This window comes from Limnohabitans sp., assembly GCF_046052825.1.
Taxonomy (GTDB): domain Bacteria; phylum Pseudomonadota; class Gammaproteobacteria; order Burkholderiales; family Burkholderiaceae_C; genus Limnohabitans.
The window spans coordinates 1-25,693 of record NZ_JAVLFP010000049.1; the positions used below are offsets into that span (position 1 = coordinate 1).

The 25,693-nt window shown below is 59.3% G+C and carries 28 protein-coding genes; 19 read left to right on the top strand and 9 right to left on the bottom strand.

Annotation, left to right across the window (positions count from 1 at the left end):
• The 3 genes from rplM to erpA form a co-directional block, all read left to right on the top strand.
• The coding region (gene rplM, locus ACKWJN_RS07595) for a 50S ribosomal protein L13 (protein WP_408595741.1) at positions 1-411 on the top strand (411 nt) is incomplete at its 5' end.
• Between the two features lie 9 nt (positions 412-420).
• Positions 421-813 (top strand): 30S ribosomal protein S9, encoded by a 393-nt coding sequence (gene rpsI / locus ACKWJN_RS07600; RefSeq protein ID WP_408595742.1) that lies wholly within the window; start codon positions 421-423, stop codon positions 811-813.
• A gap of 240 nt (positions 814-1,053) precedes the next feature.
• Positions 1,054-1,419 carry an iron-sulfur cluster insertion protein ErpA gene (erpA, locus tag ACKWJN_RS07605; RefSeq protein ID WP_100147160.1) on the top strand — a complete coding sequence of 122 codons (366 nt, stop codon included), beginning with the start codon at positions 1,054-1,056 and terminating at the stop codon, positions 1,417-1,419.
• A gap of 36 nt (positions 1,420-1,455) precedes the next feature.
• On the opposite strand, the gene ACKWJN_RS07610 is transcribed toward erpA, so the two are convergent.
• Together ACKWJN_RS07610 and ACKWJN_RS07615 are read right to left on the bottom strand one after the other, a co-directional pair.
• A complete protein-coding gene (locus ACKWJN_RS07610; protein WP_408595743.1) occupies positions 1,456-2,565 on the bottom strand; it encodes an anhydro-N-acetylmuramic acid kinase in 1,110 nt (369 codons plus the stop codon).
• Positions 2,566-3,873, bottom strand: a complete 1,308-nt coding sequence (locus ACKWJN_RS07615; RefSeq protein ID WP_408595902.1) for a peptidoglycan DD-metalloendopeptidase family protein — start codon at positions 3,871-3,873, stop codon at positions 2,566-2,568.
• Between the two features lie 152 nt (positions 3,874-4,025).
• Between ACKWJN_RS07615 and tyrS the strand changes: the two genes are divergently transcribed.
• Genes tyrS through dbpA form a run of 4 tightly spaced genes read left to right on the top strand, consistent with a single transcriptional unit; the run spans position 4,026 to position 8,056 of the window.
• On the top strand, positions 4,026-5,258 hold the full coding sequence (tyrS, locus tag ACKWJN_RS07620) for a tyrosine--tRNA ligase (protein ID WP_408595744.1): 1,233 nt from the start codon (positions 4,026-4,028) through the stop codon (positions 5,256-5,258).
• A gap of 16 nt (positions 5,259-5,274) precedes the next feature.
• The gene (locus tag ACKWJN_RS07625; RefSeq protein ID WP_408595745.1) at positions 5,275-6,213 is read left to right on the top strand and encodes a cation diffusion facilitator family transporter; all 939 of its coding nucleotides are present in this window, start codon (positions 5,275-5,277) and stop codon (positions 6,211-6,213) included.
• The gene (gene dtd, locus ACKWJN_RS07630; RefSeq protein ID WP_408595746.1) at positions 6,210-6,656 is read left to right on the top strand and encodes a D-aminoacyl-tRNA deacylase; all 447 of its coding nucleotides are present in this window, start codon (positions 6,210-6,212) and stop codon (positions 6,654-6,656) included. Before ACKWJN_RS07625 ends, dtd begins: the two co-directional genes overlap by 4 nt.
• Positions 6,653-8,056, top strand: a complete 1,404-nt coding sequence (dbpA, locus tag ACKWJN_RS07635) for an ATP-dependent RNA helicase DbpA (protein WP_408595747.1) — start codon at positions 6,653-6,655, stop codon at positions 8,054-8,056. The genes dtd and dbpA overlap by 4 nt, the downstream gene beginning before the upstream one ends.
• 45 nt (positions 8,057-8,101) lie before the next feature.
• On the opposite strand, the gene ybeY is transcribed toward dbpA, so the two are convergent.
• Together ybeY and ACKWJN_RS07645 are read right to left on the bottom strand one after the other, a co-directional pair.
• On the bottom strand, positions 8,102-8,554 hold the full coding sequence (gene ybeY / locus ACKWJN_RS07640; RefSeq protein ID WP_408595748.1) for an rRNA maturation RNase YbeY: 453 nt from the start codon (positions 8,552-8,554) through the stop codon (positions 8,102-8,104).
• A gap of 38 nt (positions 8,555-8,592) precedes the next feature.
• Positions 8,593-9,558 (bottom strand): PhoH family protein, encoded by a 966-nt coding sequence (locus tag ACKWJN_RS07645; protein WP_408595749.1) that lies wholly within the window; start codon positions 9,556-9,558, stop codon positions 8,593-8,595.
• A 41-nt stretch (positions 9,559-9,599) separates the two neighbouring features.
• On the opposite strand from ACKWJN_RS07645, the gene ruvA reads away from it, so the two are divergent.
• Both ruvA and ruvB read left to right on the top strand, forming a co-directional pair.
• Entirely contained in the window at positions 9,600-10,172 is a 573-nt protein-coding gene (gene ruvA, locus ACKWJN_RS07650; RefSeq protein ID WP_408595750.1) for a Holliday junction branch migration protein RuvA, read from the top strand.
• A gap of 12 nt (positions 10,173-10,184) precedes the next feature.
• A complete protein-coding gene (gene ruvB / locus ACKWJN_RS07655; protein WP_408595751.1) occupies positions 10,185-11,252 on the top strand; it encodes a Holliday junction branch migration DNA helicase RuvB in 1,068 nt (355 codons plus the stop codon).
• Here ruvB and ACKWJN_RS07660 read toward each other — a convergent pair.
• On the bottom strand, positions 11,241-11,891 hold the full coding sequence (locus ACKWJN_RS07660; RefSeq protein WP_408595752.1) for a histidine phosphatase family protein: 651 nt from the start codon (positions 11,889-11,891) through the stop codon (positions 11,241-11,243). The genes ruvB and ACKWJN_RS07660 overlap by 12 nt on opposite strands.
• A gap of 78 nt (positions 11,892-11,969) precedes the next feature.
• Here ACKWJN_RS07660 and ACKWJN_RS07665 point away from each other — a divergent pair, with 78 nt between their 5' ends.
• The 5 genes from ACKWJN_RS07665 to ACKWJN_RS07685 are packed head-to-tail and all read left to right on the top strand — an operon-like array spanning position 11,970 to position 16,224.
• Complete coding sequence (locus ACKWJN_RS07665) at positions 11,970-12,653, top strand: TetR/AcrR family transcriptional regulator (protein ID WP_408595753.1); 684 nt, start codon at positions 11,970-11,972, stop codon at positions 12,651-12,653.
• Positions 12,654-12,663: 10 nt separating this feature from the next.
• The gene (locus tag ACKWJN_RS07670; protein WP_408595754.1) at positions 12,664-14,460 is read left to right on the top strand and encodes an acyl-CoA dehydrogenase C-terminal domain-containing protein; all 1,797 of its coding nucleotides are present in this window, start codon (positions 12,664-12,666) and stop codon (positions 14,458-14,460) included.
• Positions 14,461-14,502: 42 nt separating this feature from the next.
• Positions 14,503-14,949 carry a DUF2147 domain-containing protein gene (locus ACKWJN_RS07675; protein ID WP_408595755.1) on the top strand — a complete coding sequence of 149 codons (447 nt, stop codon included), beginning with the start codon at positions 14,503-14,505 and terminating at the stop codon, positions 14,947-14,949.
• A gap of 18 nt (positions 14,950-14,967) precedes the next feature.
• Positions 14,968-15,732: an enoyl-CoA hydratase gene (locus ACKWJN_RS07680; protein ID WP_408595756.1), complete on the top strand. Its 765-nt coding sequence runs from the start codon at positions 14,968-14,970 to the stop codon at positions 15,730-15,732.
• Positions 15,733-15,744: 12 nt separating this feature from the next.
• Positions 15,745-16,224: a thioesterase family protein gene (locus ACKWJN_RS07685; RefSeq protein WP_408595757.1), complete on the top strand. Its 480-nt coding sequence runs from the start codon at positions 15,745-15,747 to the stop codon at positions 16,222-16,224.
• 2 nt (positions 16,225-16,226) lie between these two features.
• Here the strand turns inward: ACKWJN_RS07685 and ACKWJN_RS07690 are convergent, their stop codons facing one another.
• Positions 16,227-16,637, bottom strand: coding sequence for an acyl-CoA thioesterase (locus ACKWJN_RS07690; RefSeq protein ID WP_408595758.1), 411 nt, complete (start codon positions 16,635-16,637; stop codon positions 16,227-16,229).
• Positions 16,638-16,675: 38 nt separating this feature from the next.
• Between ACKWJN_RS07690 and ACKWJN_RS07695 the strand changes: the two genes are divergently transcribed.
• Positions 16,676-18,487 (top strand): ABCB family ABC transporter ATP-binding protein/permease, encoded by a 1,812-nt coding sequence (locus tag ACKWJN_RS07695; protein ID WP_408595759.1) that lies wholly within the window; start codon positions 16,676-16,678, stop codon positions 18,485-18,487.
• 513 nt (positions 18,488-19,000) lie between these two features.
• Here the strand turns inward: ACKWJN_RS07695 and metK are convergent.
• Entirely contained in the window at positions 19,001-20,185 is a 1,185-nt protein-coding gene (gene metK, locus ACKWJN_RS07700) for a methionine adenosyltransferase (protein ID WP_408595760.1), read from the bottom strand.
• Positions 20,186-20,371: 186 nt separating this feature from the next.
• Between metK and ACKWJN_RS07705 the strand changes: the two genes are divergently transcribed.
• Both ACKWJN_RS07705 and ACKWJN_RS07710 read left to right on the top strand, forming a co-directional pair.
• Positions 20,372-21,238 carry a lysophospholipid acyltransferase family protein gene (locus ACKWJN_RS07705; protein ID WP_408595761.1) on the top strand — a complete coding sequence of 289 codons (867 nt, stop codon included), beginning with the start codon at positions 20,372-20,374 and terminating at the stop codon, positions 21,236-21,238.
• 3 nt (positions 21,239-21,241) lie between these two features.
• Complete coding sequence (locus tag ACKWJN_RS07710; protein ID WP_408595762.1) at positions 21,242-22,108, top strand: lysophospholipid acyltransferase family protein; 867 nt, start codon at positions 21,242-21,244, stop codon at positions 22,106-22,108.
• On the opposite strand, the gene ACKWJN_RS07715 is transcribed toward ACKWJN_RS07710, so the two are convergent.
• Entirely contained in the window at positions 22,102-23,079 is a 978-nt protein-coding gene (locus tag ACKWJN_RS07715; RefSeq protein ID WP_408595763.1) for an alpha/beta fold hydrolase, read from the bottom strand. The genes ACKWJN_RS07710 and ACKWJN_RS07715 overlap by 7 nt on opposite strands.
• The gene (gene yihA, locus ACKWJN_RS07720; RefSeq protein WP_408595904.1) at positions 23,076-23,678 is read right to left on the bottom strand and encodes a ribosome biogenesis GTP-binding protein YihA/YsxC; all 603 of its coding nucleotides are present in this window, start codon (positions 23,676-23,678) and stop codon (positions 23,076-23,078) included. The genes ACKWJN_RS07715 and yihA overlap by 4 nt, the downstream gene beginning before the upstream one ends.
• 186 nt (positions 23,679-23,864) lie before the next feature.
• Between yihA and ACKWJN_RS07725 the strand changes: the two genes are divergently transcribed.
• Both ACKWJN_RS07725 and msrP read left to right on the top strand, forming a co-directional pair.
• Entirely contained in the window at positions 23,865-24,491 is a 627-nt protein-coding gene (locus tag ACKWJN_RS07725; RefSeq protein ID WP_408595764.1) for a c-type cytochrome, read from the top strand.
• Between the two features lie 157 nt (positions 24,492-24,648).
• Positions 24,649-25,662 carry a protein-methionine-sulfoxide reductase catalytic subunit MsrP gene (msrP, locus tag ACKWJN_RS07730; RefSeq protein ID WP_408595765.1) on the top strand — a complete coding sequence of 338 codons (1,014 nt, stop codon included), beginning with the start codon at positions 24,649-24,651 and terminating at the stop codon, positions 25,660-25,662.
• The last annotated feature ends 31 nt before the right edge of the window (positions 25,663-25,693 follow it).

A 25,693-nucleotide genomic window follows, 5' to 3' on the forward strand; every position in this document is an offset into this window, starting at 1 on the left:
AAACCCGCTGACGTGGTGCATGAGTGGTTTGTGATTGACGCCACCGATAAGGTGCTCGGACGGGTAGCCAGCGAAGTTGCCCTCCGTTTGCGCGGCAAACACAAAGCCATTTATACGCCTCACGTCGATACCGGTGACTTCATCGTCATCATCAACGCATCCAAGATCAAGGTCACTGGCACCAAATCTTTGGACAAGGTGTACTACCGTCACTCGGGTTACCCAGGCGGTATCACAGCCACCAACTTCCGCGACATGCAAGCCAAGCACCCTGGCCGCGCCATCGAGAAGGCCGTCAAGGGCATGTTGCCCAAAGGCCCGCTCGGTTACGCCATGATCAAAAAGCTCAAGGTGTACGGCGGTGCAGAGCATCCCCACACCGCCCAACAGCCTAAAGTGCTGGACATCTAAGGAGCTGACATGATTGGTGAATGGAACAACGGCACCGGCCGTCGCAAATCGAGCGTCGCTCGCGTGTTTCTGAAAAAAGGCACAGGCCAAATCAAGATCAATGGCAAAGACATCGCCGAATATTTCGGCCGTCAAACCTCGATCATGATTTCCAAGCAGCCCTTGCTGCTGACCAACAACGGCGAAGCCTTTGACATCCAAGTCAATGTGCACGGCGGTGGTGAGTCGGGTCAAGCGGGTGCGGTGCGTCACGGCATCACCCGTGCCCTGATCGACTACGACGCAGCCTTGAAGCCTGTGTTGTCGGCCGCAGGGTATGTGACCCGCGATGCACGCGAAGTGGAACGTAAAAAGGTCGGCTTGCACTCTGCGCGCCGCCGCAAGCAGTTCAGCAAGCGCTAATCCGCTTTCTGTTTTGCGCCAAAGCCGCACCGGTTCGCCGCTGCGGCTTTTTTGTGCGCGCTTGATGGTGCCGTATCAGCGCCACCCCCTCACCCCACGAATGCGTGTGTCCCCGCGTGAAACTGCCTTTGGCCATGCGATGGGCTTCAAAGTCCCCTATGGCCACCGAGTTACTCTCTGGAGGAGGCTCAATTCCCGACTAAAGCGCTATACTTTAGGCCTTGTATTTGGAGAGTCCTCATGAGCGCAGTTGCTGAAAACATTCAAACCGAAATGCCCACCCCGATCGTCTTCACGGACAGCGCAGCTGCCAAAGTGGCGGACTTGATCGCAGAAGAGGGCAACCCAGACCTCAAGTTGCGCGTGTTTGTCCAAGGTGGCGGTTGCTCAGGTTTTCAGTACGGTTTCACTTTCGACGAAGTGGTCAACGAAGACGACACCACCATGACCAAAAACAATGTGTCTCTGTTGATCGATGCCATGAGTTACCAGTACCTGCTGGGTGCTGAGATTGACTACAAAGAAGATTTGCAGGGCGCCCAGTTCGTCATCAAGAACCCCAATGCGACCACCACCTGTGGTTGTGGTTCATCGTTCTCGGTTTAACGCCCCGTCCATCACGGACGAGCCGTCGCCAGACCGCTAGGCGGGAAACACACCACCCAAAATACGGGCGCCTTGTGCGCCCGTGACTTTTGGCGAATTGCCAGGCAAGCGCAGCGTGGTTTGGCGGGCCAGCCAGGCAAAAGCCGCTGCCTCAACCTGCAAGGGAGGCAAACCGCGTTCAGCGGTAGCGGCCACGTGCAGTTGTGGCAAACCGTGTTGCAAGCGTGCCATCAACCAGCCGTTCAAGGCGCCGCCGCCGCACACCAGCAACTCGCGGGCCAGCGGCGCGTGACGGAGCACATCATTCAGGCAGGCGCGTGCCGTGAACTCGGTGAGGGTGGCTTGCACATCGACTGCTGTCAGCGTCGAAAAACCTTGGAGCTGTTGGGTCAACCAAGCAGGATGGAACAAATCGCGCCCCGTGCTTTTGGGGGGCACTTGGTGCAAAAACGGTTCGCGCAACATCGTGTGTAACAAAGGCTCAATCACTTGCCCCGAGCGCGCCCACCCACCGTCGTGGTCAAAGGGCTGGCCGGTGTGTAAGTGGCACCAGTGGTCGAGCAAGGCGTTGCCGGGCCCGCAGTCAAAGCCTTGAACCTCCCCTGAGGCGTGTAGCACGCTCAGGTTGGCAATTCCACCCAGGTTGAGCACGCACACCGTCTCCTCAGGTCGGGCAAACATACCTTGATGAAACAAGGGCACCAAGGGCGCTCCCTGTCCACCGGCAGCGACATCGCGGCTGCGAAAGTCGGCCACCACATCGATCCCCGTCAACTCGGCCAACAACGAGGGGTTGTTGAGTTGCAGGGTGTAGCCGGTACCGTCGTAGGCGCCAGGTTGGTGGCGTACGGTTTGTCCATGGGCGCCGATGGCCTGTATGTGCTGGGCCTGTCGACCGCTGGCTTGCAGCAAAGCGCTGACGGTGTCGGCGTACAAGCGCACCACGCGGTTTGCAGCCAGCGCGGCGTGGTGGAGTTCGTTCTCGGCGGGGGTGTTGAGCGCCAACAGGGTGTGCCTGAGTTGCGCATCAAAGGGGATGGCTTGATAACTCAGCACGCGGGGCGTCAGTGCGTCGAAATCCACCAAGACACCATCCACGCCATCCAGCGACGTGCCCGACATCAAGCCGATGTAGAGCGATGGCATTTATTCTGCGCGGCTTTGCTGGACGCTGGCAGCCGCAGTCAATTCGGTCTTGGCGGTGATGACCTGGCGTTTGAAAGCGTCACGTGCTGCGGCAGAAATTTCTGTCGCCACGCTTTGTCTGGCCATCGTGAGGGGGTCTTGGTGTTGGCCGTTGACCCGGAATTCAAAATGCAAGTGTGGACCGGTGGCCCATCCGGTGGCGCCCACCTCGCCCAAAGTTTGGCCTTGCGCCACGCTTTGCCCGCGTTTAACCAAAACACGGTTCAAGTGTGCATACACCGTGGTGTGACCGTTGGCATGCTTGACGAAGACCACATTGCCAAATCCGCCTTGCGTGCCCGCAAAGTCCACCGTACCTTGGCCCACGCTGTGCACAGCGGTGCCAGTGGCGGCGGCATAGTCCACACCTAAATGGGCGCGCCATGTTTGCAAGATCGGGTGAAAGCGCATTTTGAAGCCGCTGGTCATGCGCGAAAAGGTCAAGGGCGACGCCAAATACGCGCGGCGCAGGCTGACGCCTTCTGGAGAGAAGTAACCGCCTTCAGCGGCCTGTGGCTCTTTGAACCAAATCGCTTGGTGCGTTTTGCCGTTGTTCACAAATTCGGCCGACACAACGCGGCCTGCGCGCAGGGTTTCGCCATCGGCCTGCAGCGACTCGTACACGACCGAAAACCGGTCTCCCTTGCGCAATGCACGGTGAAAGTCGATGTCGCCTGAAAAAATATCGGCCAGCTGATTGGCCACGCTGTCAGGGATGTTGGCTTCGTCGGTGGCTGCAAACAGAGAGCTTTGGATCACGCCACTGGCCATGCGTGTGCTCACGCTCAGAGGGGCATTTTCCAGACGCTGCGTCAAGCCGTCGGCGCCTCGCTCCAGCACCCAGCGCGTGAACTGGTCTGATTTGTCGCTGCTCCAGCGTGCGGTCAAACGGGTCAAGCGGCGTGAATCGTCGCCTTCTACGCTGACCCAACGGCCAGCCCGTCCAAGCAGTTGCTGACGTGCCAAAGGAGCGCTTCGTAAAAAGCTGGCAGCTTCGTCGTCGTTGATTCCGAGACGGCTGAGCAAGCTCTCTGCGGTGTCGTTGGAGCGGGTGACGTCAGAGCGGAACAACACCATGGGCTGCTTGCTCGGCGTGCTCAAGGCCAGCGGTGAGCTCACGTTTTCCAACACCTCGCGCAAAGGCAGTTGGCTTGCATCTGGCCCAAGGTTGGCAACAGCCAAGGCACCGCCACCCATCACCGACAAGGCCACTGCCACACCCGCCATGATGCGGCGAGGATGGGTGGTCCAAACGGTGTGAAGGCGCATAGCCAAGGTTTCAAGATGTTGCTGCAAACGGGCTCTCCGGCAGAAGGTGGGTGCGAGGTTTCATATTCCCTCTGCGCCCTGTCGTGTTGTGCCAACTAAAATTGACCCATCACCCAAAGGGCGCAGTATAGCCGATCCGTCAAAAAATCCTTATGAATCAAGCATCTTTACCTCAACACCCCATCACAGACCGGGTGCGTGAAGCCCTGGCGGTTTCCAAGCGCGGCAGCGAAGAGCTGATTCCTGAGGACGAGTGGGTCAAAAAACTGGCGCGCTCTGAGGCGACGGGCCAACCTTTGCGCATCAAACTGGGCCTGGATCCGACCGCACCCGACATCCACATCGGTCACACCGTGGTGCTCAACAAAATGCGCCAGTTGCAAAACCTGGGGCACCAAGTGATTTTCTTGATCGGCGACTTCACCAGCCTGATCGGTGACCCTTCCGGGCGCAACAACACCCGCCCCCCTTTGACACCAGAGCAAATCAAGGTCAATGCCGAGACCTATTACAAACAAGCTTCTTTGGTGCTCGACCCAGAGAAAACGGAGATTCGTTACAACAGCGAGTGGTGCCTGCCCTTGGGCTCGATGGGCATGATCCAACTCGCCGCCAAATACACCGTGGCGCGCATGATGGAGCGCAACGACTTTCACGACCGTTTCAAGGCTGGCACCCCCATCAGCGTGCACGAATTCTTATACCCGCTCATGCAAGGCTACGACTCGGTAGCGCTGAAGTCGGATTTGGAACTGGGCGGCACCGACCAAAAATTCAATTTGCTCATGGGGCGCCACTTGCAAGTCGAGTACGGCCAAGAGGCCCAGTGCATCCTGACCATGCCTTTGTTGGAGGGCTTGGACGGTGTGGAAAAGATGTCCAAGTCAAAAAACAACTACATCGGCATCAGCGAAGAACCCAACACCATGTTCGCCAAGGTGTTGTCGATCTCTGACACGCTGATGTGGCGTTGGTACACCTTGTTGTCTTTCCAGTCAGAAGCACAGATTGAGGCTTTGAAGCAAGAAATTGCCAATGGCCGCAATCCCAAAGATGCCAAGGTCGCGCTGGCCAAAGAAATCACCGCCCGCTTCCATGGCGCTGTGGCCGCCGATGCGGCTGAGCAAGACTTCATCAACCGCAGCAAAGGTGGCGTGCCTGACGACATTCCTGATGTGGCGCTTCTGGGCGCACCTATGGGGCTGGGGACCTTGCTGAAATCGGCAGGCTTGGCGCCATCCAGCAGCGAGGCCAACCGTTTGATCGATGGCGGTGGCGTGCGTGTGGACTCGGTGGTGATCAGCGACAAAGGCCTCAAGCTCGACGCTGGCAGCTATGTGGTGCAAGTAGGCAAGCGCAAATTCGCGCGCGTCACGCTCGCGTGATGCCGAACAAGACGCCATGCCCATGAACAAATCCACCCTGGCCAAATGGCTGTCTCCCCAAGGCTTGCTCTTGGCTTCGGTGGCGGTGGCCGTGGTCACCATTGCTTTGAAGACGCTGGCTTGGTGGCTCACCGACTCGGTGGGGTTGTTGTCTGATGCCATGGAGTCGGTGGTCAACTTGGCCAGCGCAATCTTTGGTCTGTTGATGGTCACCGTGGCCGCCCGTCCAGCCGATGAAGACCATCCGTATGGGCACCACAAGGCCGAATATTTTTCCAGTGGCTTTGAAGGTATCTTGATCGTCGTGGCCGCGCTGTGCATTGTCTGGGCGGCCAGCCATCGCATCTTTGATCCGCAGCCCATCGAACAAGTGGGCCTTGGCTTGGTGCTGTCAGTGGTCAGCTCCGCACTCAACGGGTTGTTGGCCTGGGTGATGTTTCGCGCTGCCAAAACACACCGATCCATTGCCCTAGAGGCCGATGCCCGGCACCTGGTGACCGATGTGTGGACCTCGGTGGGCGTGGTCTTAGGCATTGGCTTGGTCGGTGTCACCGGCTGGTTGTGGCTCGACGCCGTGGTCGCGATTGGCGTGGCCCTGAACATTTTGAAAGAGGGCTGTCATTTGGTGTGGCGCGCATCCCAAGGCTTGATGGATGAAGCGGTCGAGCCCGATGTGTTGGCACAAATCCAAACCACCTTGGCCGGTTTTGCGCACCAACGTGGCGAACACCACATCATCCGTTTTGACCACGTCACCAGCCGCAAGGCGGGCCAGCGCCGCTTTGTGGACTTGCACATGCACATGCCTGCCGAGTGGTCGCTGGGTCGTGCGGCTGCCCTGCGTACCACGGTAGAGCAAGCCTTGATGAGTGATGTGCCGGGCTTGCGTGCCACCATCCAGTTGCTGCCCAGTGATGTAGAAGCACATCTGGACGACGGCAGGGACGTGCTGTGAAGGCCCTCTTACAGCGGGTGAGTGAGGCCCGTGTGGTGGTCGACGGGGATACGGTGGGTGAAATTGCCCAAGGCTTGTTGGTGCTGTTGTGCGCCGAACGTGGGGACACCGAGACCGTGGGGCAAAAAATGCTCGACAAAATTTTGAAGCTGCGCGTTTTTTATGACGAATCCGGCAAGATGAACCACAGCGTGCAAGACGTGGCCGGTGGACTGCTGGTGGTGAGTCAATTCACCCTCGCGGCAGACACGCGCAGCGGTACCCGGCCCAGCTTCACCTCGGCGGCGCCGGCAGAGGAGGGGCGTCATTTGTACGACCACTTCGTGGCGCAAGCGCGCTTGCGCCATCCTTGCGTGCAAACCGGTGTGTTTGGTGCAGACATGAAAGTTCATTTGGTCAACGACGGTCCCGTCACCATCCCGCTCACGATAATCGGTGCATGACCGCACCTACCCCCACTTTCGACACCCTGCCTTTATCGCCTGCCACGCTGAGCAACTTGACCCAGTTGGGCTACACGGCGATGACGCCCATTCAGGCGGCCAGCCTGCCGCTCACGCTGGCGGGACGCGACCTGCTGGCGCAGGCCAGCACGGGCAGCGGTAAAACCGCAGCTTTTGGCCTGCCCTTGGTGGAGAAACTCGATCCTGCGCAATTCGACGCCCAAGCCCTGGTGCTGTGCCCCACGCGTGAATTGGCCGACCAAGTGACGCAAGAAATTCGCCGCCTGGCACGTGCGGTCGGCAACATCAAGGTGGTCACCCTCTGCGGGGGCGTGGCCTTGCGTAGTCAGACCGTGAGCCTAGAGCACGGCGCCCATGTGGTGGTGGGCACGCCTGGTCGCATCCTGGACCATTTAGAGCGCGGTTCCTTGCGCTTGCAAGGCGTGCGCATGCTGGTGTTGGACGAAGCCGACCGCATGCTCGACATGGGCTTTTTCGATGACATCGCCAAGGTGGCGCGTCAGTGCCCGCCTGATCGCCAAACCCTGCTGTTCTCGGCCACTTACCCAGAGGGCATTGACAAGCTGGCTGCGCAGTTCATGCGCGACCCGCAAAGCGTCAAAGTGCAAGCCCAGCATGACGCACAAAAAATCAAGCAAATTTGCTACGAAGTCGACGAGCGCGAGCGCCTGCATGCCGTGTCTCTGTTGCTCAACCACTTTCGCCCACCCTCCAGCTTGGCGTTTTGCAACACCAAACAGCAATGCCGCGATTTGGTGGCGGTGTTGCAGGCCCAGGGCTTCAGCGCGCTGGCGCTGTACGGCGAGCTTGAGCAGCGTGAGCGTGACCAAGTGCTGGTGCAATTTGCCAACCGCAGTTGCTCGGTGCTGGTCGCCACCGATGTGGCGGCACGTGGTTTGGATGTGGCGCAACTGGAGGCCGTCATCAATGTGGATGTCACGCCTGACCCGGAGGTGCACATCCACCGCATTGGACGCACCGGACGCGGCGATGCCGAAGGCCTGGCCCTCACCTTGGTGAGCATGGACGAGATGGGGTCAGTGGGCAAGATCGAACAGCTGCAAGGCCGTGAATCGGTGTGGCAACCCTTGAGCAGCTTGACCCCCACCGCGGGTGGCCCCTTGCAGCCGCTCATGGCCACTTTGCAAATTGTGGGCGGGCGCAAAGAAAAAATCCGCGCCGGTGACGTCTTGGGCGCACTCACCGGCGACGCAGGCTTCACCAAAGAGCAAGTCGGCAAGATCAATGTCAACGAGTTTTCCACTTATGTGGCCGTGTCACGAGACGTGGCCGCAGATGCTGTCCGGCGTTTGAGCGCAGGACGCGTCAAGGGGAAAACCGTGAAAGTGCGTTTGCTGGAAGACACCGCAGGCCGTTGAACCCACATCGCGCAATAGCGCTGACCCGCCCACAGCTCTGGGTCTTCAGTAGGGGTTGGCAAAGCCCAAATCGGCCATGATGTCGACCTCGTAGGCTTCCATCTCTTGCGCGTCTTGTGCGCTGGTTTCATGGTCCCAGCCTTGTGCATGCAAGGTGCCATGCACCAGCAGGTGGGCGTAGTGCGCTTGCAAGGTTTTGCCTTGTTCTTTCGCCTCGCGTGCCACCACGGGTGCACACAGCACCAAGTCGGCCACCACCACCGGCTCTTGGGTGTAATCAAAGGTCAGCACGTTGGTGGCGTGGTCTTTTTTGCGGTAGCTCAAATTGAGCGCGCGTCCTTCGTCTTCCCCCACGATGCGCACCGTGATCTCTGCGTCGAGTGCCAGCGCGTGGCGAATCCAGCGGGTCACCTTGTGACGTGGCAGCGCGGTGCGGTGGCGTGCCGCATGCGGCACGTCACCAAATTGCAAGGAGAGTTGGAGCTGTTGAAGTGCCATGGTGCTGGGGGGATGAATCAGGTTGGGTGCCGTCACGCTCACGTGCGTTTGCGTGACGCGTCGGGGGCATCGCTGCTGCGTTTGGCGTCGTAAGCGTCCACGATCCGCGCCACCAGGGGATGGCGCACCACATCGGCACTGGTGAAGTGGCAAATGGCAATGCCCTTGACGCGGCGTAGCACACGCTCGGCATCGATCAAACCGCTCAACTGGGCTTTGGGTAAATCGATTTGGCTCACGTCGCCCGTGACCACCGCTTTGGCGCCAAAACCAATGCGGGTCAAAAACATCTTCATTTGTTCGGGCGTGGTGTTTTGCGCCTCATCCAAGATGACGAAAGCGTTGTTCAAGGTGCGCCCGCGCATGAATGCCAGGGGCGCAATTTCAATCGCCTGGCGCTCAAACGCTTTTTGCACCCGGTCAAAGCCCATCAGGTCATACAGCGCGTCGTACAGCGGGCGCAAATACGGATCGACCTTTTGGCCCAAATCGCCGGGCAAGAAGCCCAGTTTTTCGCCCGCCTCTACCGCTGGGCGGGTCAGCACAATGCGTTGCACCGCACTGCGCTCGAGCGCGTCTACGGCACATGCCACGGCCAAGTACGTTTTACCCGTGCCTGCTGGGCCAATGCCAAACGTGATGTCGTGGCTGGCAATGTTCTCAAGGTACACGCTTTGGTTGGGGGTGCGCGCGCGCAGGTCGGTGCGCCGCGTCTGCAAACTCATGCTGCCCTCTTCGTCTGGGCTCATGCCAGCGTCTGCCGCCAGCATCAGTTGCACCAGTTCTGTGGGAACGGTGCGTGCCGCACGTTCATACAGGGCTTGCAGCACCTCCAGAGCCCGGGTCGCCTTGGCCTTGGGGCCGTCGACCTTGAACTGTTCGTGGCGGTGTGCGATTTTGACGTTCAGCGCCATCTCAATGGTGCGCAAATGTTCGTCAAGCGGGCCGCACAAATGGGACAAACGTGTGTTGTTCGGTGGGGAAAAAGTGTGTCGCAGAATCAAGTCGATAATCTCGCAAAAGGTGACCCAATGATAGGCAAGATGTGATTGGCAGATTAAGCGGCATCCTCAGCGAAAAAAATCCTCCCCAAGTGCTGGTGGACTGCAACGGTGTGGGCTATGAGGTGGACGTGCCCATGAGCACCTTCTACAACTTGCCAGCCACGGGTGAGCGCGTCACCTTACTCACGCATTTTGTGGTGCGCGAAGACGCTCAAATTTTGTATGGCTTTGGCTCGGCCAGCGAACGCGCCACCTTTCGCTTGCTGATCAAAATATCTGGCGTGGGTCCGCGCACTGCCCTGGGCGTGCTCAGTGGCATGAGCGCCGACGAATTGGCCCGTGCCGTGGCCGAACAAGAGCCCGCACGTTTGACCAAGGTGCCTGGCATCGGCAAAAAAACGGCAGAACGTTTGTTGCTCGAACTCAAAGGCAAACTTGGCGTCGATCTCTGCCCCAGCACCGCCGGTCATACCGACCACCACAGCGACATCTTGCAGGCCTTGCTGGCCCTGGGCTACAGCGACAAAGAAGCGGCCCTGTCACTCAAAGCTTTGCCTGCGGATGTGGGGGTGAGCGAGGGCATCAAGTTGGCCTTGAAGGCTTTGGCCAAGTAAGGCGGGGCATCCATGAGCATTCAAACCGACAGTTTTGGCGAGGGCTTTGTGCCCACCCCGCGCGTGGTCTCTGCCGCACCTGTGTCATCCCATGAAGAAGCGATTGAGCGCGCGCTGCGCCCCAAGCTGTTGCAAGAGTACGTGGGGCAGGTCAAGGTGCGAGAGCAACTTGAAATTTTCATTGGTGCGGCCAAAAAACGTGGCGAGGCGCTCGACCATGTGCTGCTGTTTGGCCCGCCCGGTTTGGGTAAAACCACCTTGAGCCACATCATTGCCCAAGAGCTGGGCGTCAACCTGCGCTCAACCAGCGGACCCGTTCTAGAAAAGCCCAAAGACCTGGCCGCTTTGTTGACCGGCCTAGAGAAAAACGATGTGCTGTTCATCGACGAGATTCACCGCCTCTCACCTGTGGTCGAAGAAATTTTGTACCCCGCGCTGGAGGACTACCAGATCGACATCATGATTGGCGAAGGGCCGGCTGCGCGCAGCATCAAACTCGACCTGCAGCCCTTCACCTTGGTAGGCGCCACCACCCGTGCGGGCATGTTGACCAACCCGCTGCGCGACCGCTTTGGCATTGTGTCGCGCCTGGAGTTTTACACCGCCGACGAGTTGCAACGCATCGTCATGCGCAGTGCCGGCTTGCTCAACACCCCCACCGATGTGGAGGGCGGTTTTGAAATTGCGCGCCGTTCACGCGGCACACCGCGCATCGCCAACCGTTTGTTGCGCCGTGTGCGTGACTACGCGGAAGTGAAGGGCACGGGTCGCATCACCGAAGACATTGCCAAACGCGCACTCGCCATGTTGGACGTGGACCCGCAAGGCTTTGACTTGATGGACCGCAAACTGCTCGAGGCCGTCATTCACCGCTTTGATGGGGGTCCGGTGGGCTTGGACAACATCGCTGCCAGCATTGGCGAAGAGCGCGACACCATCGAAGACGTGATCGAGCCCTATTTGATCCAGCAAGGCTATTTGCAGCGCACCCCCCGTGGTCGCATCGCCACCCTGGCGGCTTACCGCCATTTGGGCGTGGCGCCACCCAGCAGCAACGGCGACTTGTTGTCAGACGCTTGATTCGTCTTTCGGTGCACGTGCCAAGTGCGACACGTCGCCCCAGCCCACCAAGCTCAAACCCTGGGGCGTCCACAACAAGCGGTTGATGGCGGCATTGCCCAAATGCCAGGTGCGCGGGGCTTGGATGTCTTGCTGTGTGGCCAAGCGGTACAGCACGTCCATCACACCCCCATGCGCCACCCACACAATGTGCTCGCCGATGTGCTGACTGGCCAATGCGCTCACACAGGCCGCAATGCGCTCACGCAACACCCACAAGGATTCGCCGCCCTGTGGTGACCAGTGGGGGTCTCGCGCGCGCCACAGCTTGGCGTCCTCGGGCCATTCGGCTTCAATGGCCGCCCAGGTTTGCCCTTGCAGATGTCCAAAGTGACGTTCACGCAGCGCGCGTGTGGGGGTCAGGGGCACAGGCTGTGCACGTGTCGGAGCTTGCGCAATGGCTTGGGCGGTTTGGTGGGCACGCTTCAAATCGCTGCTGTAAACCACTTGAATGTCTTCGTCGCTCAGCGCCAGGCCCAGCTGCTGTGCTTGCCACAGGCCGGTGTCGTTGAGTTCAATATCAAGTTGCCCTTGAATGCGCGTGTCCACATTCCATGAGGTTTCGCCATGGCGAATGGCCAAAATTCGAGTCGCTTGCATGGGGTATGAGTTGAGGAGTTGAAGGGGTTCGTTGGGTTTTTCATGCAAAATAGCACGATCGTTCTTTTTAAGTGAGCCATGACCGTTTCTCAAAAATTGCCAGCCTCTGAAAGCCGTGCTATTCAAAAAGGTCAGCAAACCAAAGCGGCCATTGTCGACGCTGCCTTGGGGCTGGCCACGCAAATCGGCCTAGAGGGTTTGAGCATCGGTGCTTTGGCGGAGGTCGCGCGCATGAGCAAATCGGGCGTTTTTGCCCACTTCGGGTCGCGCGAAGAATTACAGCTGTCGGTGGTGCGTGAGTACCACGAGCGCTTTGAGGCCGAGGTGTTCTACCCCGCCTTGCAAGCCGAGCGAGGGTTGCCCAGGTTGCGTCAGCTGTTTGCCAACTGGACCCAACGCACCTCTGCAGAGATTGACTCAGGCTGTCTGTACATCAGCGGTGCGGCCGAGTTCGACGACCGCCCAGGCCCGGTGCGCGACGCCTTGGCGAGTTCGGTCAAAACCTGGCTGGCCGCCGTTTTGCGATCTGTGTTGCAAGCGCGTGATGAGGGGCATTTGGCCCCCGACATGGATGCCGAGCAAATGGTTTTTGAGATCCATGGCTTGATCTTGGCGCTGCAATACGAGGCCCGTTTTTTGCGCTCAGCCAAATCGTTGCAGTACACCGCCGTGGGGTTTGAAAACATTTTGGTGCGCTATGGCGCAGCCACTGCGCCCACCCAAGCCGATCGCTGGGTGGCGAAGACATCTGTCAAAAAGTAAGGAGCTTGTGATGCCCAGCTATACCCCCCCGTTGCGCGACATGCAGTTTTTGTTGCATGAAGTTCTGCATGTCACCGAGGCATTGCACGCCATGCCTGCGCATGCAGACATGGATGCCGAAACTTTAGCGGCCGTTCTCGAAGAAGGCGGCAAATTTGCCGCTGAAGTGATCTTTCCGCTCAACCAGGTTGGCGACCAGCAAGGCTGCCAGCTCGATCCCGCCACGCACGACGTCAAAACTCCCGATGGTTTCAAAGCTGCCTATGCACAGTACGTGCAAGGGGGCTGGCCATCGCTGAGTTGTGACCCAGCCTTCGGAGGCCAAGGCCTGCCCATCGTGGTGAACCAGTGCTTGTACGAAATGCTCAACAGCGCCAACCAGGCGTGGACCATGTACCCCGGTCTCACACATGGCGCATACGAGGCCTTGCATGCCCACGGCACCGAGGCGCAAAAGCAGTGCTACCTGCCCAAACTCACCAGCGGCGAATGGACTGGCACCATGTGTCTGACCGAGCCCCATTGCGGCACCGACCTCGGACTGTTGCGCACCAAGGCCGAGCCGCAAGCTGACGGCAGCTACCGCATCACGGGCAATAAAATTTTCATCAGTGCGGGTGAGCATGACATGGTCAGCAACATCGTGCACCTGGTGCTGGCGCGATTGCCCGATGCGCCTGCGGGCAGCAAAGGCATCAGCTTGTTCGTGGTCCCTAAGTTCATGGTGCGCGAAGACGGCAGCTTGGGCGAGCGCAACGCGGTCTACTGTGGCGGCCTGGAACACAAAATGGGCATCCACGGCAATGCCACCTGCCAGATGGTGCTCGATGGCGCGGTGGGCACCTTGGTGGGACAACCCCACAAAGGACTGGCGGCGATGTTTGTCATGATGAACGTGGCACGCATCGGCGTGGGCATGCAGTCCTTGGGTTTGACCGAAGTGGCCTACCAAAATGCATTGGCTTATGCCAAAGACCGCATCCAGTCCCGCAGCTTGACGGGCGTGAAGTCACCCCAGCAAGCGGCTGACAGCATCTTGGTGCACCCGGATGTGCGCAAGATGTTGCTGACTGCCAAAGCCTATGCCGAAGGTGGCCGCGCCCTGGGCTTGCATTGCGCCTTGTTGGTCGACCAAGAGTTGAACCACCCCGACCCCGCCGTGCGCGCCGAGGCCGCCGAGCAAGTGGCTTTGCTCACGCCCATCGTCAAGGCCTTCATCACCGACAACGCGTGGATTTCCACCTCGGCGTGCATGCAGGTATTGGGTGGGCATGGTTTCATCCGCGAGTGGGGCCTGGAGCAGTATGTGCGCGATGCCCGCATCAATATGATTTACGAAGGCACCAACACCATCCAAAGCTTGGACTTGCTGGGTCGCAAGGTCTTGGGCAACCAAGGTGCTTCGCTCAAAAAGTTTGGCGAACTCATCACCACCTTGGTCATGGCTGAGCAGGGCAACGAGGACATGGCCGAGTTCATCCAACCTTTGGCCAAGTTGGGCCAGCAGATGACGCAATTCACGGGTGAGATGGGCTACAAAGCTTTGCAAAACGCCGACGAGGTGGGGGCTGCGGCGGTGGACTATCTGCGTGTAGCAGGGCACTTGGTATTCGGCTATTTTTGGGCTCGTATGGCGCAAGTCGCCTTGCAACGCATCGCTGCGGGTGACCGTGACCCGTTCTACCAAGCCAAGCTGCAAACCGCCCGCTTTTACTTTGCCAAGTTGTTCCCTGAAACGGCTTCTCTGATGCAAACCGCACGTGCGGGATCAGGCGTGTTGATGGACACCGAGGCGGTGTTTGCCTGAGTTCAAGGCGGCGACAATGCGAAGCAATTTCAAGGAGTGGCTATGTTGAGTGGGCGTGCTTTTTTTGTGGCGAGCGTGATGTGTGGCGCAGTGCTGGCCGCACACGCGCAGATGACGCCTGTGGGCCTGTGGCGCACCGTGGATGACAACACAGGCGAGGCCCGTGCCGAGATTGACATCGTCGAGCGCCAAGGGGTGTTGTTTGGCCGTGTGGCCAAGTCGCTGGACCCAGACCCCAAGGCCGTCAAAACCTGTGACGACTGCAAAGACGACCGCAAGGGCCAAGCCATTGTGGGCATGGAGATCATCCGTGGCGTGCGCTACGAGCCCGACGACAAACGCTGGGGCGGCGGCGGCAAAATCCTCGACCCGGAAAACGGCAAGGAATACACCGTGCGCATGGTGCCGCTCGAAGGCGGCAAACGCTTGCAACTGCGTGGCTACATTGGCCCGTTTTACCGCACCCAAATTTGGCAGCGTATTCCATAAACCCAACCGAGATTTGCCATGACCGACATCCTGCAACACATCGACCAAGGCGTGATGACGCTGACCTTCAACCGTCTGGACAAAAAGAACTCCATCACCGCGGCCATGTACGCCAGCCTGGCCGATGCAGTGGAGCACGCCCAAACCAACGCCGAGGTGCGTGTGGTGCTCATCCAAGGGCATGAAACCATCTTCAGCGCCGGCAACGACATAGCCGACTTTTTGAACCACCCACCCTCAGGTCACGACGCGCCGGTGTTTCGCTTTTTGCGCGCCATCGCTGGCTTTGGTAAACCTTTGCTGGCCGCAGTGGCCGGGCCTGCGGTGGGCATTGGCACCACGCTCTTGTTTCACTGCGACTTGGTGTACGCCGGTGACAACGCCGCCTTTTCGATGCCTTTTGTCAATTTGGGTCTGTGCCCTGAAGCTGGCTCCAGTCTCTTGGTGCCGCAGATGATGGGCCACCACCGTGCCGCAGAGGCCTTGCTCATGGGCGAGCCCTTCATGGCCGAGGCGGCGCAAGAGGTGGGCTTGGTCAACCGCGTGGTGCCCCCCACCGAGGTCAACAGCTATGCCCAGGCGCAGGCGCGCAAACTGGCCGCGAAACCCATGAGTTCTTTGGTGGAGACCAAGCGGCTCATGAAGAGCGGCCAGTCTGCACAGATCATGGCGCAGATAGAGGCCGAGGCCGCCAGCTTTGGCCGCATGTTGCAAGCGCCTGCTGCACGCGAGGCGTTTGGTGCTTTCATGGAAAAACGTCGACCTGATTTTTCCAAACTCTGAAAGCCTTTTTTGATGAAACGCTTGTCACCCGATGGCCACTTTGAACCCGAGTTTGTCGAAGGCGTGCGTGCCATCTTTGAAGAAAAAATTGTTTTCAATCAAATCTTAGGCGTTCAATTGGTCGACATCACGCCCACCGTGGTCACCGCGCGTTTGCCCATGAGGCCCGAACTCGTGGGGCATTTCGCCTACAACCGCGTGCATGGGGGCGTCATCAGCGCGAGTTTGGATGCCTTGGGGGGCGTGGCTTGCTTGGTCGCCAAGGCGGCACGACACATGGACCAAACGCCAGCGCACCGGCTCGACTTTTTTCTCAAGGTCGGCACCATCGATTTGCGCATCGATTACCTGCGACAAGGGATTGGTGAGTTTTTTGACATGCGTGCCGAGGTGCTGCGCATTGGCTCGCGTGTGGGGACCACGCGCATGGATTTTGTGGACCCCGATGGCCACATGGTGGCCGCTGGCAGCGGGGCCTACATCGTCTCTTGAGCTCAGTCTTTGGGGATCGGGCGTGGTTTGCCTAGGTCGTCAATCGCCACATAAGTCAGCGTGGCCTGGGTGACCTTGATGTATTGGCCTTGGCGGCTGAAACGCTCGGCATACACCTCGACATCCACGCTGATGGAGGTGTGCCCAATGCGGTTGACCTTGGCGAAAAAGCTCAAGATGTCGCCCACCTTCACCGCTTGTTTGAAGATGAACTCGTTCACTGCCACCGTGGCCATGCGGCCGCGCACATAACGGGCGGGTAGCACGGCCCCGGCCAAGTCCACCTGAGCCATCACCCAGCCGCCAAAAATATCGCCGTTGGCATTGCAGTCGGCAGGCATCGGGATGACCTTGAGCACCAACTCTTGGTCGGTCGGCAGTGTCACCACAGTGGCGGAGGAATTGGAAGACATAGGCACAATCAACGGTTAACTCTTCGGCATTGTGCAATATGCGTCACCACGCGCCTTCAACTCCCCCATCCCCCGCCAATTCCGGCACCCCGCGCTCCGACAGCGCCACACTCAAGCGACTCTTCCCCTACCTGTGGCAGTACAAGTGGCGCGTCATGGCGGCCTTGGGGTTCATGGTGGGTGCCAAGTTGGCCAACGTGGGCGTGCCCTTGTTGCTCAAAGAGTTGATCGACACCCTGTCCTTCAAACCCAGCGACCCCACGGTGGTGCTGGTGGTGCCGGTGTCTTTGTTGCTGGTTTATGGTGTGTTGCGTTTGTCTGCGTCGGCCTTCACCGAGTTGCGCGAGTTGGTGTTTGCCAAAGCCACGCAAGGCGCGGCACGACAAATTGCGCTGGAAACCTTTCAACACTTGCATGGTTTGAGTTTGCGCTTCCACCTCGAGCGCCAAACCGGTGGCATGACGCGCGACATTGAACGCGGCGTGCGTGGCATTGAGTCCTTGATTTCGTATTCGCTCTACAGCATCGTGCCCACCTTGATCGAGGTGACCTTGGTGCTGTCCATCCTGGCGGTGAAGTTCGACGTGTGGTTTGCCGGCATCACCTTGTTGGCTTTGGCCATCTACATCGTGTTCACGGTCAGCGTCACCGAGTGGCGCACCCACTTTCGCCGTCAGGCCAATGAGTTTGACTCGGCAGCGCACACCAAAGCCGTGGATTCGTTGCTCAACTACGAAACTGTCAAATACTTCAGCAACGAAGGCTTTGAGGCCAAGCGTTACGACACCAGCTTGGACCAGCTGCGCCGTGCGCGCTTGAAGTCGCAAACCTCGCTGTCGCTGCTCAACACCGGTCAGCAACTCATCATCGCCATTGCCTTGGTCACCATGCTGTGGCGCGCCACCGTGGGCGTGGTCGAAGGGCGCATGACTTTGGGTGACTTGGTGATGATCAACGCCTTCATGATCCAGCTCTACATCCCGCTCAATTTCTTGGGCGTGCTCTACCGCGAAATCAAGCAAAGCCTGACTGACTTAGATCGCATGTTCAGCTTGCTGGAAAAAGAACGCGAAGTGGCCGACGACCCAGGCGCCGCCGATCTGCAAGTCAGTGGCCCGCCCACGGTGCGCTTTGAGTCGGTGGTGTTTGCCTACGAGGCTGCGCGGCCCATTCTGCATGGCATCAGCTTTGAAATTCCTGCTGGCAAAACCGTGGCCGTGGTGGGGCCGTCGGGCTCGGGCAAGTCCACGCTGGCGCGTTTGTTGTTCAGGTTTTACGACGTGGGCAGCGGCCACATCACCATCGACGGGCAAGACATTCGGTGTGTCACCCAAAACAGTGTGCGCCGTGCCCTGGGCATCGTGCCGCAAGACACGGTGCTGTTCAACGACACCGTGCGCTACAACATCGCCTATGGCCGCACCGACGCCTCGGTGCAAGAAGTGGAGCAAGCGGCCCGTGCCGCCCACATCCACGACTTCATCGCCGCCACGCCCAAGGGTTACGACACCATGGTGGGTGAACGGGGTTTGAAGCTCTCGGGCGGTGAGAGGCAGCGCGTGGCGATAGCGCGCACCTTGCTCAAGAACCCACCGATTGTGATTTTTGACGAAGCCACTTCGGCCTTGGACAGCGCCAACGAGCGCGCCATTCAAGGGGAGTTGCAGAGCGCTGCGCACAACAAAACCACCTTGGTGATTGCCCACCGCTTGTCCACCGTGGTCGATGCCCACGAGATTTTGGTGCTGGACGCCGGGCGCATTGTGGAGCGCGGATCGCATGTGGCCTTGTTGGCGCTCAATGGGCGGTATGCGCAGATGTGGGCGTTACAGCAGTCGTCTGAGGTTTGACGCTTTTATCCCTGTTGTTTTTCGCGCATTCGTTTTTGCGTTTGACGGTGCTGCGAAGCACGGGTGGTGCACCCCAAACGGCTGACATCGCTGCGCGATGAATGGCGCCTTATTGGGGTACACCACCCATGCTTCTTAGGGCGAGCGGATACCTTCAAGGCCTCCATGGTGGTGAAGGCTATCGAGACCTCTGCTACCTGAAACTTTGCGCCTTGGCGCCATGGCCTAAGCCTGTCGCTTTTCGCTTTCCGTCTTTCGTCTTTCGCTTCTCGCCCGAAATTCTTCGAACAACAACATGCGGGTTGGGGGAGGCCGATGCGGCGCCATTCGTCGCGCAGCGATGTAAGCCGCAGCGGCCTCCTCCAACCCGCATCCACAAGGGCGAGGAAGACGAAGCGCAAGAGGAAGAGGAAGAGGAAGATGATCGACGGCATGACGGTGAGGATCGACGACACCAACAAAAAAGGCCCCTCGTCAGCAACGAGAGGCCTTCACAGCCAAAGCTGAAAACGTTTACTTCAAACCAGCTGCGGCCTTCAATGCAGCCGCCTTGTCGGTGCGCTCCCACGTGAACTCGGGTTCTTCACGGCCGAAGTGGCCATAGGCCGCGGTCTTGCTGTAGATCGGGCGCAGCAAGTCGAGCATTTGAATGATGCCTTTGGGGCGCAGGTCAAAGTGCTCGGCCACCAAGGCGGCGATCTTCTCGTCGCTGATCACGCCGGTGCCTTCGGTGTTGACCGTGATGTTCATTGGACGCGCCACACCAATCGCATACGCCACTTGAATTTGGCACTTGCTGGCCAAACCGGCGGCCACGATGTTCTTGGCCACATAGCGTGCAGCGTAGGCGGCGGAGCGGTCCACCTTGGACGGGTCTTTGCCCGAGAAAGCGCCACCACCGTGGGGGCAAGCGCCGCCGTAGGTGTCCACAATGATCTTGCGGCCCGTCAAACCGCAGTCGCCTTGTGGGCCGCCAATGACAAAACGACCCGTGGGGTTGATCAAGTACTTGGTGTCTTGGAGCCACTCTTTGGGCAGCACGGGCTTGATGATTTCTTCGATGATGGCTTCGGTGAAGCTGGCCTTCATCTTGGTGGCCGACTCGCTTTGGTCCGGGCTGTGTTGGGTCGACAGCACCACGGTGTCAATGCTGTGGGGCTTGCCATCCACATAGCGCATGGTCACTTGGCTCTTGGCGTCAGGGCGCAAGAACGGCAAGCGGCCGTCTTTGCGCAGCTGGGCTTGGCGCTCCACCAAGCGGTGGGCGTAGTGGATGGGGGCTGGCATCAGCTCAGGGGTTTCGCTGCAAGCGTAGCCAAACATCAGGCCTTGGTCACCGGCACCGGTGTTGAGGTGGTCGTCACTGGCATGGTCCACGCCCTGGGCGATGTCGTTGGACTGTTTGTCGTAGCAAACCATGACGGCGCAGCCCTTGTAATCGATGCCGTAGTCGGTGTTGTCGTAGCCAATGCGTTTGATGGTGTCGCGCGCCACTTGGATGTAGTCCACGTTGGCTTGGGTGGTGATCTCACCAGCCAACACCACCAGACCGGTGTTGGTCAGGGTCTCAGCGGCCACGCGTGAGCGTGGGTCTTGGGCGAAGATGGCGTCCAGGATCGCGTCAGAAATTTGGTCCGCCACTTTGTCGGGGTGGCCTTCTGAGACAGATTCGGAAGTGAAGAGATAGTCGAGAGACATGAAAAAAGCTCCTAAGGTTGATGGTTGGCGTTGCCAACCCCGAAGGAGCCCGGCGAACGCTTTAGCAGATGGTTCGGCCTTGACCGATCCGGGACCCACCTGGGTGGGGTTGTCGCTCTGCAAGTTGCTCTGTTAACTCAGCGACAATCGATATTGTATTCAACTTTTATCGTTTCAATCAGCCTCATGGCCCCTGTCACCCGTCTGTTCCATTGCTTATCGCGTGTGCCGCTGCCATGGATGCAACGCGCAGGCGCCGTGCTGGGTTGGTTGGTGTGGGCCTTGTCGCCCAGTTATCGGCACCACTTCAACACCAATGTGCACGCCGCTGGGCTGACTTGGCGCGATGCCCGCGGCGCCATTGCCGCCATGGGCATGATGGTGGCTGAACTGCCGTGGGTGTGGATGCGTTCGACCTCCCAGCCCTTGGGTGATGTGGTGCGCTGGGAAGGCGCTGAGCACTTTGAAGCCGCCTTGCTGGCGGGCAAGGGGGCCATTGTGATGTCGCCCCATCTGGGCTGCTGGGAAATTGGAGCGCAAGCGATTGCCGAAAAATTCGGTCCCCGATTCGGCCCCTTGGTGGCGCTGTACCGACCCGCCCGCAAAGCGTGGCTTGAGCCCTTGGTGGCGCAAGCGCGCACGCGTCCCTATTTGGCGTCCGCCCCCACCTCCTTGGCGGGCGTTCGCACCTTGATTCGCACCTTGCGTACCGGGGGCTACACCGCCATCTTGCCCGACCAAGTGCCGCCTTTGGGGCAAGGCGTGTGGGCGCCCTTTTTTGGCCGCGATGTCTACACCATGACGCTGCTGGGCAAGTTGGCCCAACAAACGGGCGCCACCGTGATCTTGACTTGGTGCGAGCGCTTGGCGCCAGGCCAAGGCTTTTGCATGCACATGCGCCCTCTCCATGCCCCTGAGTTGGTGGACGCCACTTGCTCGCCCGAGTTGGCTGCCGCTGCCGTGAACCGTGGGGTTGAAGCTTTGGTGCGCGAGGCCCCTGGCCAATACCTGTGGAGTTATGCCCGAGACAAGCCGCCACGAGGCGAGGGCTGAGCCATGGTTTCGCAACTGGGACTTTGGTTGCTGCGCGGTTTGGGCTATTTGCCTTTGCCCGTGTTGCGCGCATTGGGCGCTGCTTTGGGCCTGTTGTTGTTCGCCGTGGTGGCCGATCGGCGGCATGTGGTGTTCACCAATTTACGCACCTGCTTTCCAACCTTGACTGCTGCACAGCGGCACACCTTGGCGCGTCAGACGTTTGTGCACTTTGCACAGGCTTGGCTGGACCGCAGTTGGTTGTGGCACCGCTCACCCGCTTGCATCCAAGCGCGGGTGACGCTCGGCGGCGACGTGGCCAGCTTGTCCGAGGTCCAACCCACGGTGTTGTTCGCACCGCATTTTGTGGGTTTGGATGTGGGCTGGACCGCGTTGACCTTGAATTTGCCCCTGCACTTCACCACCATCTTCACACCACAGTCCAACGCCGTGGTCGATGCATGGGTGGCCAAGGGACGCTTGCGTTTTGGTCAGGTGCGCTTGTTTCGCCGTGAGGACGGCGTCAAGCCCATCGTGAGCGCATTGCGCCAGCATGAATTGCTGTATCTCTTGCCAGACATGAACTTTGGGCCCAGCGAGTCCATCTTTGTGCCGTTTTATGGTGAGCCAGCGGCCACGGTGCCTTCGTTGTCACGGTTTGCCAAGCTCGGGCGGGCGCGGGTGGTGCCGGTGATCACGCGGATGACCCCGACGGGGTATGAGGTCACAGTGCACCCGGCATGGCCTGACTTTCCCACCGACGATGTGTCGGCCGACACCGCCACCATGAACCTGCGTTTGCAAGGCTTCATCGACGCCATGCCCGCCCAATACTTCTGGGTCCACAAGCGTTTCAAAACACGCCCGCCTGGCGCGCCAGAACTTTATTGATGTCTGTCGTGTGCCCGCGCGCTGATGCGCGTGGTGCGTTCACCTGCGGTGCGCCCGGCTTTGTCTTCGCTCAAAAAGTCAGCCACCTGTTGCGTCACCCGAGCAGGTTGCTCATGCAACAACCAATGCGTGCCGTTTTTGATGCGGTGCACGGTCAGCTTGGGCACGTAGTCGCCTAAACCCTCGATCAAGCCGGGCAGCAAGGCACTGTCTTGCATGCCCCAGATCACGCAAGTGGGGACGTTCACCGTCAACATGTCTTGTGGCAGATGCAGGGCCGATGCCGCCGGGTCGCCCAAGCGTGGTGGCCGCATGGGCGATGCGCGGTAGTAGTTCAGCGCAGCGTTCAAGCCCAGATCCCAAATGGCGCGGTATTGGTCTTTCACTGCCTCGGTCAACCACGCGTGCTTGCCATCAGCCGCGCCCATGCCGGTGAAAAACTCCCACAGGCGGCGGTAGTTGTCTTCGGCCAGCAGTGCCTGGGCGTCTGGTCGAATCAAAAAATTCATGTACGCACTGGCGGCTTGTTGTGCCGGGTTGTTTTGCAGTTCGCGCAGCATGGTGCCGGGATGGGGTGCGTTGAGGATGACCAATCGACGCAGCTGCGTGGGGTGTTGGTTGGCGAAGTTCCAAGCGATTGCACCGCCCCAGTCATGCGCCACCAAACCTGCCAAGGGCGCGTTCGGGCTCTCTAGGCTGGCCAAGGCCAGCACGTCTTGCACCAAATGCTTGGCGCGGTAGTCGCTCACTTCAGCCGGGCTGCTGGAGTGTTCGTAACCGCGCAAATTAGGGGCCACGCAGCGGTAGCCGCCATGCTCGGGTTGTGCGAAGTAGGTCAAGAGGTCGTCCCAGACAAAGGCCGCCTCAGGAAAACCATGCAAAAACATCAGCACCGGACGCCCCGGCTCACCGCTGACCCGGCAACTCAAGGCAATGCCAGTCGCCAGGGTGTGTGTGAGCGTTTGAATCACGGGTGCATCCAGTCGTACAGCAGCGTGGCCACTTCGTCCACCCCTTGTTTTTTGAGGGCAGAGAACAACTTGACTTGGCCACCACCGGCTTGCAGTTTGGCGATCGAGAGGGCTTTGGCGCCTTCGGTGCGGTTGAGTTTGTCGGCTTTGGTCAGCAGTACCAAGAATTTCAGACCCTCTTCCACGCGGGGGCGAATCACGTCGAGCAAGATGTCGTCCAAATCGGTCAAACCATGGCGCGGGTCGCACATCAGTACCACCGCACGCAAGTTCTCACGGGTCAACAAATAGTTGGCCATCACCTGTTGCCAACGGATCTTGTCCTGCTTGGGCACAGCGGCATAGCCGTAGCCGGGTAAGTCGGCCAGCACCGCGTCTGTCTGGCCCTGGCGACCCAAGGCAAACAAGTTGATGTGTTGGGTGCGGCCGGGTGTTTTGGACGCGTAAGCCAAGCGCTTTTGCTGCGTCAGCACGTTGATGCAGGTCGACTTGCCGGCGTTGGAGCGACCGACAAAGGCAATCTCAGGCAGTTCGTAGGCGGGCAGGTGGTGCAACTGAGCGGCGGTGGTCAAGAACCGGGCGGTGTGCAACCAGCCCATGGCGTGCTTGGCCTGTTGGGCTGGACTCAGGGCAGTGAAGGGGGGCGGTGCCAAGACCGTGGGCGCGGCTTCCTGTGGGGTGTCGTCAGGAGCGGGAGTGGCTTGTGTGTCAGGCTGATTCATACAGCATTGTAGAATCGACGGAGTTTTTCAGCGTCTTTGCGCGTCATTTACCAAAGCACATCTATGAAATTGTTTGCCTCTTTGCTGATTGCTGCCGCCTTGGTGGCCCCTGTTGTATCTGCACATGCCAATGAACCCGCCAAAGTAGCCAAGCCCGATTTGGCCAAAGGCGAAGCCAGCTTCACCGCTGTGTGCGCGGCTTGCCACGGTGCCGATGGCAATTCGGGCGCCCCCGTCAACCCCAAGTTGGCCCAACAGCACCCCGAATACATCGTCAAGCAATTGCAAGAGTTCAAGTCTGGCAAGCGTGCCAATGCCGTGATGAGTGGCATGGCCGCCACCTTGAGTGAAGACGACATGAAGAACATTGCCGCTTGGGTGGGTTCTAAGAAAGCCAAAACAGGCTTTGCCAAAGACAAAGAGTTGGTCACCTTGGGTGAGCGTATTTACCGCGGTGGCATTGCCGACCGTCAAATTGCCGCTTGCGCGGGTTGCCACACACCCAATGGCGCGGGCATTCCTTCCCAGTACCCACGTCTGTCCGGTCAGCATGCGGAATACACCGCAGCGCAGTTGACAGCGTTCCGTGACGGCGTGCGTAAAAACAGCGTGCAAATGGCCCAAGTGGCGGCCAAGCTCAACGACCGTGAAATCAAGGCTGTGGCCGACTACATGGCGGGTCTGCGCTGATCTGAACTGACGATTGGAAAAAGCTGGCCTGGTGCCAGCTTTTTTTTGGCCTCGAATTGGTAAGAACCTCCTTGGCTCAGGCTTGGCCTTTGAGGTGTGGTTTTGCACGTTGGCACCAAGCACCGCACAATGTCATCCATGACCACCAGGAGATGTCGTGTCGCGCCACCTTTTTTCAGCCCACAGTGATTCAGGATTTATTCACCCCCACAGCAGCGAGATCACGCCACTGTCTGCCTATGTGCAGCGGCGTGACTGGTTGAAACAGCTTGCGGCTGGGGCCGGCGGCGCTGCATTGGCCGCTTGGGCGGGCCGAGAAGCATGGGCCCAGGCTGCTCCCCCTAGGCCCGGCAAGCTCAGCCCCTTGGCGGGGGCGGTGAGCCGCCAAGCCGGTGCCAGCACGATGGAGAAGGTCACGCCTTACGCTGACGCCAGCAGCTACAACAATTACTACGAGTTCGGCACCGACAAAGCCGATCCTGCCAAATACGCCCACACCCTCAAGACCCAGCCTTGGCGTGTCGAGATCGAAGGCTTGGTCAAAAAGCCAGGGCCTATCGACTTGGAAGATTTGCTCAAACTCAGCCCCATGGAAGAGCGCATTTACCGCCTGCGTTGTGTCGAAGGCTGGTCGATGGTCATCCCTTGGGTGGGGTACTCCTTGTCCGAGTTGATCAAGCGCGTCGAACCATTGGGCAGCGCCAAGTATGTGGAGTTCATCACACTGGCCGATCCCAAAACCATGCCGGGCGTGGGTTCGCGCGTGCTCGATTGGCCCTATGTGGAGGGGCTGCGTTTGGACGAAGCCATGCACCCGTTGACCTTGTTGAGTTTTGGCATGTACGGCGAAGTGCTGCCCAACCAAAGTGGCGCGCCCGTGCGCTTGGTGGTGCCTTGGAAGTACGGTTTCAAGAGCGCCAAGAGTTTGGTCAAGATCCGTTTTGTCGACAAGCAGCCCACCAATTCGTGGGGTCGCTCAGCACCTCAGGAATATGGCTTTTATTCCAACGTCAACCCAAGCGTGGACCACCCACGCTGGAGCCAAGCCACGGAGCGGCGCATTGGCGAAGATGGTTTGTTTGCCAAGAAGCGCAAAACCCTGATGTTCAATGGTTACGAAGCGCAAGTGGGCCAGCTCTACAAGGGCATGGACCTGAGCAAGTTTTTCTAAACACAACGCCCGCTGTGACCGTGACCCTGAC

Coding starts and splice junctions, on each gene's coding strand:
- ACKWJN_RS07625 (WP_408595745.1), top strand. CDS start 5,275: ATGCCCATGAACAAATCCACCCTGGCCAAATGGCTGTCTCCCCAAGGC.
- ACKWJN_RS07670 (WP_408595754.1), top strand. CDS start 12,664: ATGCCCAGCTATACCCCCCCGTTGCGCGACATGCAGTTTTTGTTGCAT.
- ACKWJN_RS07710 (WP_408595762.1), top strand. CDS start 21,242: ATGGTTTCGCAACTGGGACTTTGGTTGCTGCGCGGTTTGGGCTATTTG.
- ACKWJN_RS07725 (WP_408595764.1), top strand. CDS start 23,865: ATGAAATTGTTTGCCTCTTTGCTGATTGCTGCCGCCTTGGTGGCCCCT.
- tyrS (WP_408595744.1), top strand. CDS start 4,026: ATGAATCAAGCATCTTTACCTCAACACCCCATCACAGACCGGGTGCGT.
- ACKWJN_RS07685 (WP_408595757.1), top strand. CDS start 15,745: ATGAAACGCTTGTCACCCGATGGCCACTTTGAACCCGAGTTTGTCGAA.
- ACKWJN_RS07675 (WP_408595755.1), top strand. CDS start 14,503: ATGTTGAGTGGGCGTGCTTTTTTTGTGGCGAGCGTGATGTGTGGCGCA.
- ACKWJN_RS07665 (WP_408595753.1), top strand. CDS start 11,970: ATGACCGTTTCTCAAAAATTGCCAGCCTCTGAAAGCCGTGCTATTCAA.
- ACKWJN_RS07705 (WP_408595761.1), top strand. CDS start 20,372: ATGGCCCCTGTCACCCGTCTGTTCCATTGCTTATCGCGTGTGCCGCTG.
- ACKWJN_RS07680 (WP_408595756.1), top strand. CDS start 14,968: ATGACCGACATCCTGCAACACATCGACCAAGGCGTGATGACGCTGACC.
- ruvB (WP_408595751.1), top strand. CDS start 10,185: ATGAGCATTCAAACCGACAGTTTTGGCGAGGGCTTTGTGCCCACCCCG.
- ACKWJN_RS07660 (WP_408595752.1), bottom strand. CDS start 11,891: ATGCAAGCGACTCGAATTTTGGCCATTCGCCATGGCGAAACCTCATGG.
- ACKWJN_RS07690 (WP_408595758.1), bottom strand. CDS start 16,637: ATGTCTTCCAATTCCTCCGCCACTGTGGTGACACTGCCGACCGACCAA.
- yihA (WP_408595904.1), bottom strand. CDS start 23,678: ATGGGCTGGTTGCACACCGCCCGGTTCTTGACCACCGCCGCTCAGTTG.
- dbpA (WP_408595747.1), top strand. CDS start 6,653: ATGACCGCACCTACCCCCACTTTCGACACCCTGCCTTTATCGCCTGCC.
- metK (WP_408595760.1), bottom strand. CDS start 20,185: ATGTCTCTCGACTATCTCTTCACTTCCGAATCTGTCTCAGAAGGCCAC.
- rpsI (WP_408595742.1), top strand. CDS start 421: ATGATTGGTGAATGGAACAACGGCACCGGCCGTCGCAAATCGAGCGTC.
- erpA (WP_100147160.1), top strand. CDS start 1,054: ATGAGCGCAGTTGCTGAAAACATTCAAACCGAAATGCCCACCCCGATC.
- ACKWJN_RS07615 (WP_408595902.1), bottom strand. CDS start 3,873: ATGCGCCTTCACACCGTTTGGACCACCCATCCTCGCCGCATCATGGCG.
- ACKWJN_RS07610 (WP_408595743.1), bottom strand. CDS start 2,565: ATGCCATCGCTCTACATCGGCTTGATGTCGGGCACGTCGCTGGATGGC.
- ybeY (WP_408595748.1), bottom strand. CDS start 8,554: ATGGCACTTCAACAGCTCCAACTCTCCTTGCAATTTGGTGACGTGCCG.
- ACKWJN_RS07695 (WP_408595759.1), top strand. CDS start 16,676: ATGCGTCACCACGCGCCTTCAACTCCCCCATCCCCCGCCAATTCCGGC.